This window comes from Alkalicoccobacillus porphyridii (assembly GCF_007293315.1).
GTDB classification, from domain to species: domain Bacteria; phylum Bacillota; class Bacilli; order Bacillales; family Bacillaceae_D; genus Alkalicoccobacillus; species Alkalicoccobacillus porphyridii.
Map to the genome: position 1 here is coordinate 1 of NZ_VLXZ01000429.1, position 233 is coordinate 233.

1 pseudogene is annotated in these 233 nt (G+C 56.2%); it reads left to right on the forward strand.

Features of this window, described 5'->3' with window-relative positions:
* Nucleotides 1-233 (forward strand): annotated as a pseudogene (locus tag FN960_RS24820) (glycine cleavage system aminomethyltransferase GcvT); the annotation flags it as partial.

Sequence of the window (233 nt, forward strand, 5' to 3'; positions counted from 1 at the left end):
TATGAAATTGCGCTGCCCAATGAAAAAGCGGCCGATTTCTGGCGTGCGCTGGTGGAAGCGGGTGTTAAGCCATGTGGCTTGGGCGCGCGTGACACGCTGCGTCTGGAAGCGGGCATGAATCTTTATGGTCAGGAGATGGACGAAACCATCTCTCCTTTAGCCGCCAACATGGGCTGGACTATCGCCTGGGAACCGGCAGATCGTGACTTTATCGGTCGTGAAGCCCTGGAAGT